Below are 8,573 nucleotides of genomic sequence, written 5' to 3'. Positions count from 1 at the left end.
CCTGTCCATTTGTCAAACGGTTCCTCATAGACAAGAAATCCTAATTCATCACATAGATCCAGGAATTCCGATGCAAAGATATGGTGTGACGGTCGAACGGCATTGCATCCAATTTCTTTAAACTTGATAAGCCGCTCTCTCCAAATTTCCGGCGGTACGGCAATTCCCAAACAGCCTGCGTCTTGGTGGATACACAGCCCCTTCACCTTTATCATTCTGCCGTTGATAAACATCCCTTTACCGGCAACCATCTTGATTTCTCTGACACCAATTTTCAATTCAACCGTGTCAACAATTTCATCCCCTTCATAAAGGGACAATTCCAATGGATATAAATGGGGCTGTTCAGGACTCCATAGCTTTACATTTGGTATTTCGATACAGATCATTCCGTCTTCAGATTCACCTGTATAACGCACATTTTCATCTGAAATACATGCTTTTACCAAAGAGGTGACTCCGGTCATTATGGTAATGACGCCCGTATCNACCTGTATAACGCACATTTTCATCTGAAATACATGCTTTTACCAAAGAGGTGACTCCGGTCATTATGGTAATGACGCCCGTATCGCCCTGAATGGCGGTTTTCACTTGAATGTCTTCCGGATTGAGGTGATTCTTATAACATTCAATCAACTTGACGGTTCTGTATATCCCTGCTCCGGAATACCATCGGTCTGCGGGAAAAGAAGTGTTGTCTACCTTGACCAGGATCTGATTGTCCCCTTCATGAATGCATTCAGTAATATCCAGGGTAAATCTTGAATACCCGTACTTTTGACCACCAACTTCTTGACCATTCACCCATACCGTGCTGTTCTCATAAACGCCGTCAAATTGCAATTGGTAAACAGTATCCGCTTTGAGCTCTTCGAGTACAAGATTTCGTCTGTACCACCCGATTCCCCATCGGTCTCTAAATCCTTGCTCTGTTCCCTGCTTCATGTCTCTATTGATTGGAGCATGAATGGCCCAATCGTGAGGAAGCTTAACGGGCTTGAAGTTTGGGTCTTCCGGCTTTTGTAATGTAAACTCCCAGCCATCCATCATCTTTGTCTCAACTCTGCACATGATATCCATCACAGCCTTTGCTGATTTTTTGCATTTTGACTATATCCATCGCTGCTCCTTATCCCTTAAGCGATCCGATGAACATGCCTTTGTTGAAATACTTCTGCAGGAACGGATAAATGACCAGCAATGGCAATGCCGTGATCAGGATCGCCGCCATACGCGCCGCCGGGGTGTACGGAAATATCGGTTCGATGAGTTCACCGATTTTTTCGTCGTCAAGGATTAACATCTGTCTTAAAAATACCTGCAGCGGCCATTTCGAACTGTCGTTCAAATAAATCACAGCCGAAAAATAGGTGTTCCAGTTCCCCACAATACCAAACAAGGTAAACGTGGCAATCACAGGCTTGGACAAAGGGATGATGATGGTTCCGAACAATCTCCACTCCCCGCATCCGTCCATCCGAGCAGATTCCTTAAGTTCATAAGGAAGGGATGTGAAGAAGCCGCGAATGACGATTACGCTAAACGCACTTACGGCACCCGGCAGCCAGAGCGCCCAATACGTATCGACAAGATGAAGCCCCGATACGACCAGGTACGTTGGGATGAGACCGCCGGAGAATAGCATCGTAAACAGGATCAAAAAATTAATCACCGATCGGCCTTTGAGCCAGCGTTCCGACAATCCATATGCCATCAAACAGGTCAACGTCATATTGATGATGGTTCCGAAGACAGTAATGACGACGGAGCTCTTGAACGCGCTGACGAAACTGGGGTTGTGCATCAAATATTGATAGGCTTCGATCGTCCAGTTGCTCGGGAAGAGGAAGAAGCCTCGCGTGTAATAGTCCCCCGCCGGCGCGAACGATGTTGACACGACATATAACAAGGGAAACAGGATCAACAGCGTGAAGACGATCAAGAAGGCGTATACGAAGACCGTGAAAACCAGATCGCCCTTCGACATATGTTTCACCATTAGTAGACCCCCTCCTCTCCGAGCCGCTTGGCGATCGTATTGGCGGCGACGATCATCACGAGTCCAACAACGGATTTAAACAATCCGACCGCGGTCGAGTAGCTGAAGTCACCCTGCACGAGACCTATGCGGTACACATACGTCTCGAATACGTCCGACACTTGGAGATTCAACGGATTTTGCAGCAAGAAAATATGCTCGAAGCCAACATCGATAAAATTACCGAGCCGCAAAATAAACATAATCACAATGACTGTTCTGAGCGACGGCAAAGTAATATGCCACATCTGACGAAGCTTGCTGGCGCCGTCCATTGTCGCGGCCTCATACAATGCCGGATCGATCGACGCAATCGCCGCCAAATAGATAATCGCGCCCCAACCGGCGCCTTGCCATATATTATGGAATAACCAAATGGAGCGGAAACTCCCCGGGTCTGCAAAGAAATTGATGCTGTCAAACCCTAAAGCATTGAGGAGGACGTTCACTCCGCCATCTTGTGTACGCAGGAACAACATCGTGATCCCGACGATCACGACCCAGGATAAAAAATGCGGCGCATATAATATGGTTTGAATCGAGTTCTTAACATATTTTTTTCTCACTTCATTGAGCAAAAGCGCAACCATGATTGTAAAAGGGAAAGCGATGATCGTATCCAGCAGGTTCAGGTACAATGTGTTTTTTAACAAAAGCAAGAAGTCTTGTTCCGTAAAGAGGCGGACGAAATTTTTGATCCCGATCCATTCGCTCTGCCAGACGCCTCGAAACGGCGAGTATTTCTTAAATGCGATGAACACACCGAACATCGGTACGTAGCGAAAAACGAGGAAAACCAACAATCCCGGGAAGATCATCAAATAAAACGGGAAAGCGCGCTTCAGATAATCCCTTCTTTTATTCGCCGAAGGTATCCTTTCGGATCCAACGGACTGCGCAAGTGTAGTGGACTGATTCATTCTCTCCAAGCTCCCTTCTATAGTGCCGCAGCACAAGCGCCAAGATTAGAACAGGCCGCACGTGAGGTTGCGGCCTGATTCAAACCAAACTCGTGAGAGACGTTATTTCTTGGCTGCTTCGTTGATTTCTTTAATAATTTGTTCGCCGCCGCCTGCCAGCCATTCCTTGGAAGCTTGTTCGATATATTCGATCGGCTTGTCGCCAACAATAATCTGTACAACTGCTTGTTCAAACTTGGTGTCCAAACCAGCCCATTGATCCTTATACGCTTCCGAGTAGAATGTGAATCTAAACGCTGAATCCTGCACGATATATTTCTTTGCGAGTTCCTCATAGGCATTATGACGGTCGATATCTTCCTGTTCCGACCAGAGGTAGACAATGAAATCAGTGCCAGGGCGTTTAAACAGGTTGCTGTTCAAATAGCGCGGATGGTTGTCTTCCCACTGCTCAGTAACTTGATAGGTGCCGTCGGCATTCTTCGTGTAGTCGATGCCTTCAATACCATTCTTCATAATCGAACTGCCTTCATCGGTGACCCACCAATCGAAAATTTGCAAAATCCGATCGATCTTCTCCTCATCCGCCTTCGCGTTAATGACCACCTTTAGCATGCCCGTCCTTTCGGCAGTGTTTCCTCGGACACCCGTCGGTCCGATCGGCGGAGCCATCGGCACAATCTCCGCATTCAAGCCCGGGTTGGCCTTCTTGATATCCTCTTGGAGGACATGGTAGGCGTTATGATAGTGGAACAGCCCTAACTTGTTGCCCAACCTCATTTCATCAATTTCATTCCCTTTGCGAATGACAAAGTCTTGATCCAGTACCTTCTCGTCGTAAGCCTTCTTCATGAAAGCAAGATAAGCCTTATACTCCTCTACTTGCGTATGACGCGGGATCAGCTCTCCGTCTTTCTCCATCCAATCACTTGCAATGCCGAACGCATTCCGGACCTGCGGGGTCATAATCATGCCGGTCGTGTCGCCGTTAACGCCGTTTTGGTCGGGGTCCTGCGTCGCAAACGCCTTAGCGATTTCATAAAACTTGTCGACCGTAAACTCATCTTCAGTGGGAAGCGGTATGCCAAGGTTATCCAACCAATCCTTGCGAATTTGTACCGTGTCCCGCGCGACCCAGGAAATACTCGGGATCCCGTATAGCTTCCCTTCCGGATTCAGCAGCTTCATCGCTTCGCTGTCGAGCGGGAATGCCTTATTCAGATTCGGGTATTTCGCCCATACTCCGCTCAAATCTGCGAATGCGCCTTCAGAGGACCAACTCAGAAAGTCGGCTCCGTAGGATCTGTAAATGTCCGGAAGATCACCGGAGGCTGCCATAACCTTAAACTTTTCATTATATTCTGGTCCGTTAATGAGCTGCAGCTTGATGTCGACATTGAATTTCTCGTTCAAATACTTAATGGTCGCGTGATCATCCGTCCATTTCCCGCCGCTCCAATACTGTGTAGCGATCGTAATCGGGATCTTCTTTTCATTTTTCACCGGTTCAGATGTTTGGGCTTCACCCGTGTTTGTTGACGTGTTTTCCTTCGTCGCACTTCCGCCGCTGTTGCCGGTGGAACAACCGACGACCAGGCTGAGAGACAGGAATAACAATGTAACCACTTTCAAAAGCTTCATCGTGATACTCCCCTTATGGTTCGTTTTATCTTACATTGTTAATCTTATATCCTCTCACGCCTCTGAAAATTGTACAATCTCACGAAATGTTATCTTTTCTTATGAACGGGATCCTTACCGAAATGACCGTTCCCTGATTCGGGAAGGAATGGATATAGACTCCATATTCTTTGCCGTAATAAAGCACCAACCGATTATGCACATTTGTAAGCCCGAGCGAGTCAGACGCTTTCACTGCATGATTCGGCTGTTCGGTAATCATCGTCAGCCGATCTTTCAGATTTTGCAGAACCATGTCATCGATTCCGGATCCATTGTCCGCAATCTCGATAATCAAGTCATTTCCTTCGGGATACGCGCTGACCATGACAGCGGCCTTCCCATTACGTGGCTCAACCGCATATTTCACAGCATTCTCGACGATCGGCTGTATAGAAAGCTTGATGATGCGCGCGTGCTTATATTTATCGTCCACATAAACCTTGCTTTGGAAATGCCGGGCAAACCGAATGTGGATAATCTCGAGGTATCGCTGGAGCTGATCCAATTCCTCTGCAAGACTAATCTCCGACTGGTCCAGCTTTGCCGTAAACCTGTATAACGATGCCAAATTTTCCGCCATCTTTTCGATCTTGGGGGCCCCCTCCAGATAAGCGATACTTTTGATGATATCAAGCGTGTTGTACAAGAGGTGCGGGTTGATTTGATTTTGCAGCGCATGAATCGTCGCTTCCTTCTGAAGCAGCTGCGTCTGGGCTTCTTTAAGCTCCATTTTGTATACCGTATTTACGAGCTCATTCAGCCGTCCGGCCATACGATTGAAGCTTACACTCAGCAACTGTATCTCGTCGCTCCCCGGAGTGACGGGCGCTCGTACGGTTAAATCGCCGGTCTGCAGCTTTTCCATCGCTTGTTTCAGTTGGATCATCGGTCGGGTGATGCGATTTGCAGCGATCGGCACCGCAATCATGATGAGCAGGATGAGCAGACCCATCACGACAATGGCGGATATCTGCGCGATTTGCAGACCGGTGGCCATCTCCTTCAGAGGCACCAACGCAATCGTCTTCCAACCGGTCAGTTCGGAAATGCTGTAGGAAACAAGATACTGCTTGCCACGCCATGTCTGAAGGGAGTGTGGCTTGTCCAACGCAAGCCATGAAAGCTCGGTTTCCTCGATTGGGGAAGCGAGCATGTCCTCGCCGGGGTGGTATACGATTCTCCTGTCCGAGGAAACCATAAAGATGTAGCCGGTATCGCCTATCCGCATATTTCCAATCATATTCTTGATTTCGGTCAGTCTCATATGCAATACGAGCCGGCCCGAAAGGGTGGTGTCTTTCACGTCAAAGATTGGAATGGCAACTGCAACGAGCGGAATGGCCCGACTGTCCTCGTAGAACGTCGGGAATATTTCCAGTTTTGTATTCAGGGGCCGCCCGTACCACGGAAGTCTTGCCAATTGGATATCCGCGGTTGAGCCCGACGCCTGCAAAACTCTCCGATCCTGCGACATCAGATAAATATCCTCGATCTCGGGATAATTAAACGCAATATACTTGTTGAGAATTTCCCTGATCATGTAACGATGTTCCGAACTCATCGTCGAATCGCCCCTGAGCCAATCCTGAATCAAGCTCGCGTTCTGCCGCTGCAGTATGCTTGAATAACTCAGCACACCCGCGTTCATGGCGTAGGTGGATCTGGCAATCTGTTGAATATAAATTTCGAACTGATGATTCAGACCGACCGTCGTGGTTTCGGCGATATTGTAAAAATCCTGCTGCGTCGCCCGGCTGTAGTAGAAGTGAGAGATATAGTTCATGGATAGTACGGCGACCAATGCGATACTGATAAAGCTGGCGACGATTTTCTGTCTTAAGGACAGACGTTGGAACAGCTGCTTCATATTCATATCCCCATACTCTTTCGATATTCATTCGGGGACATTCCCGTCACATTTTTGAACACCCGTATAAAATACGGCTGGCTTGAAAAACCGACCTTTTCCGCGATCAAGTAGATTTTATCGTTTGAGTTCCGAAGCATTTCCTTCGCCTTCTCCACCCGTACCTGGTTAATATAAGCAATGAGCGACTCTCCGGTATACCTCTTAAACAGCGAACCGAAATGGGAGATGCTTACATTCGTATACTCCGCCATTTGTGTCAGTGTAAGATCGTCCTGGTAATGGGCATGAATGAAATCGCATGCCGATTTAATGATAAGTTTGAAATCCTTTTTATTGCGTTCCGGGTGGATAAACCAATATTCCGCCAATTTACCCAGATGCTGCCTAATTTCCTGATCCGGAACCCCGCTAAAGTGAGACATCAAGGAATGCTCCGCTTCGATGCTGTTCAACAGGGAGCTGATCTTTGATTCCACAATCCGGAGCAAGCTCAAATAAGCGCCGTAGTTTACATGTTTGATCGTGCGGATATTGTCAATAAGTTGATACAGGCGGTTCATGCCCCCTGCCGGGTCAATATCGTTGATCGTATCGAAATACGTCTGGATTTTAATCAAATAATGGTTCATTTTCTCGATTTCCGTCAATTTCCCCATCACTTCGAACAGAGCGTCCTGAAGTTCTTCCCGTTTTACAGGCTTAAGCAGATATTCATTGACCCCGTAACTGATTGCTCTTTGCGCGTATTGAAAATTTTCATATCCGCTGATGATAATGACCGCCATCGGGATTTTATTCTCCGAGATGTTCCGCACCAGTTCCAGACCGTCCATCTCCGGCATCATAATATCCGTTATCAATACAGTCGGCCACAGTTGCTGAATCATGTGCCATGCTTCTATGCCGTTCGTAGCGTCGCCTACGACTTTAATATCATGGCCGAAATCCTCTACCATCTCTACAATGGCCGCTCTGATCCAAGGCTCGTCTTCTGCCACTAAAACCTTAAGCATATTGTGCCTCCCGCATCATTTTCTAACTCAACTTTCGCCAGGTCAAAATCCCAGTAATCCCTTGATGTAAAATGTCTTACATTTCATCGTAGCACAAGCAAAACAGATGACTCAATGTACGGATTCTGGCATGACCACGTTGGAAAGGAGATTAAAAAAACTGCTTCCTTCAAGCAAGCCGTGTGTCAGCTTGCTGTGGAAGCAGCGTTGAGTCCAACTGGATACAATCGCTATCTGCGCTAATTCACATGAATAACCATCATGGCAGGATGCATACCTTCTGAAGCCGCGGATATTACGACTCTCCCTTGTTCACCTGTAAGCCGAATCACGGTACTGACACATCCATGATACATATGCATCGCATGATTGTCGTATGGTTCGCTTGAACAGAGATCGCCATTATCCACACCAATGAGTTCTGCCGGTCCATTCACGCTGAAGGCGACCTTTGCACTTTCGCGGAATACTGGTATTCCCTCCCGGTCTTTTGCCCGAACGGTGAATAGCTTTTCATAACCCTCATTTGCTTCCAGATTGATTTCTTTACAATCAAAGTCAAGGCTGACGGCAGGCCCTGCTGTTTTTAACGTATACTGGCATGCCTCTTTGCCGTTGATGAAGCCCCTTACCGTTACGGTTCCCGGTTTATACGGCAGATAGCCTGTGATCATTCGATTCGGATAGGAGCATGGTTTTTTTACATAAATCGGGTTATCGTTCAGCTCAATGGTTACTTCTTCACAATTCGTTGCGATCATATATGGAATGACCGCCTTGTTAAACTGGGGAAAGTTCCAATGGCTTGCGTATCTTGGGGCATCCCAGTGTTCTTTAGTTCCTTCATCTTGCAAAGAATAGTCCATTACCGCCATATATACCATGGGTTCCTCTGACCAGTAGCTTTGATAGAGCCAGGACATCGGCTTACGCTCATGATTTGTCCGGAACAAGGAACCCGACCATCCTTTGGACGGATATCCCATCGATTCGCCCAAATAATCGATCCCCGTCCAAAGCATACCGCCGATGACATAATCATATTT

8 protein-coding genes are annotated in these 8,573 nt (G+C 47.3%); all 8 read right to left on the bottom strand.

What is annotated here, in order from left to right; translation table 11 throughout:
* Positions 1 to 449: glycoside hydrolase family 2 TIM barrel-domain containing protein (locus JET16_RS30440; protein ID WP_407673226.1), on the bottom strand; the 449-nt coding region annotated here is incomplete at its 3' end.
* Complete coding sequence (locus JET16_RS30435) at positions 424 to 948, bottom strand: sugar-binding domain-containing protein (RefSeq protein WP_456093990.1); 525 nt, start codon at positions 946 to 948, stop codon at positions 424 to 426. The genes JET16_RS30440 and JET16_RS30435, both read right to left, overlap by 26 nt.
* Positions 949 to 1,132: 184 nt before the next feature.
* Complete coding sequence (locus JET16_RS29565; protein WP_199624815.1) at positions 1,133 to 2,002, bottom strand: carbohydrate ABC transporter permease; 870 nt, start codon at positions 2,000 to 2,002, stop codon at positions 1,133 to 1,135.
* Positions 2,002 to 2,961, bottom strand: coding sequence for an ABC transporter permease (locus JET16_RS29560; RefSeq protein WP_199624813.1), 960 nt, complete (start codon positions 2,959 to 2,961; stop codon positions 2,002 to 2,004). The genes JET16_RS29565 and JET16_RS29560 overlap by 1 nt, the downstream gene beginning before the upstream one ends.
* A 102-nt stretch (positions 2,962 to 3,063) precedes the next feature.
* A complete protein-coding gene (locus tag JET16_RS29555; protein ID WP_199624812.1) occupies positions 3,064 to 4,602 on the bottom strand; it encodes an extracellular solute-binding protein in 1,539 nt (512 codons plus the stop codon).
* Between the two features lie 79 nt (positions 4,603 to 4,681).
* A complete protein-coding gene (locus tag JET16_RS29550; RefSeq protein ID WP_199624811.1) occupies positions 4,682 to 6,517 on the bottom strand; it encodes a cache domain-containing sensor histidine kinase in 1,836 nt (611 codons plus the stop codon).
* The gene (locus JET16_RS29545; RefSeq protein ID WP_199624810.1) at positions 6,514 to 7,527 is read right to left on the bottom strand and encodes a response regulator transcription factor; all 1,014 of its coding nucleotides are present in this window, start codon (positions 7,525 to 7,527) and stop codon (positions 6,514 to 6,516) included. The genes JET16_RS29550 and JET16_RS29545 overlap by 4 nt, the downstream gene beginning before the upstream one ends.
* A gap of 239 nt (positions 7,528 to 7,766) precedes the next feature.
* On the bottom strand, positions 7,767 to 8,573 hold an 807-nt coding region (locus JET16_RS29540), incomplete at its 5' end, for a DUF4982 domain-containing protein (protein WP_199624809.1).

The organism is Paenibacillus alkalitolerans (assembly GCF_016482785.1).
Lineage (GTDB): Bacteria > Bacillota > Bacilli > Paenibacillales > YIM-B00363 > Paenibacillus_AE > Paenibacillus_AE alkalitolerans.
The sequence above is the reverse complement of the archived record's forward strand: the minus strand, read 5'-3'. Positions and strand labels throughout refer to the sequence as shown.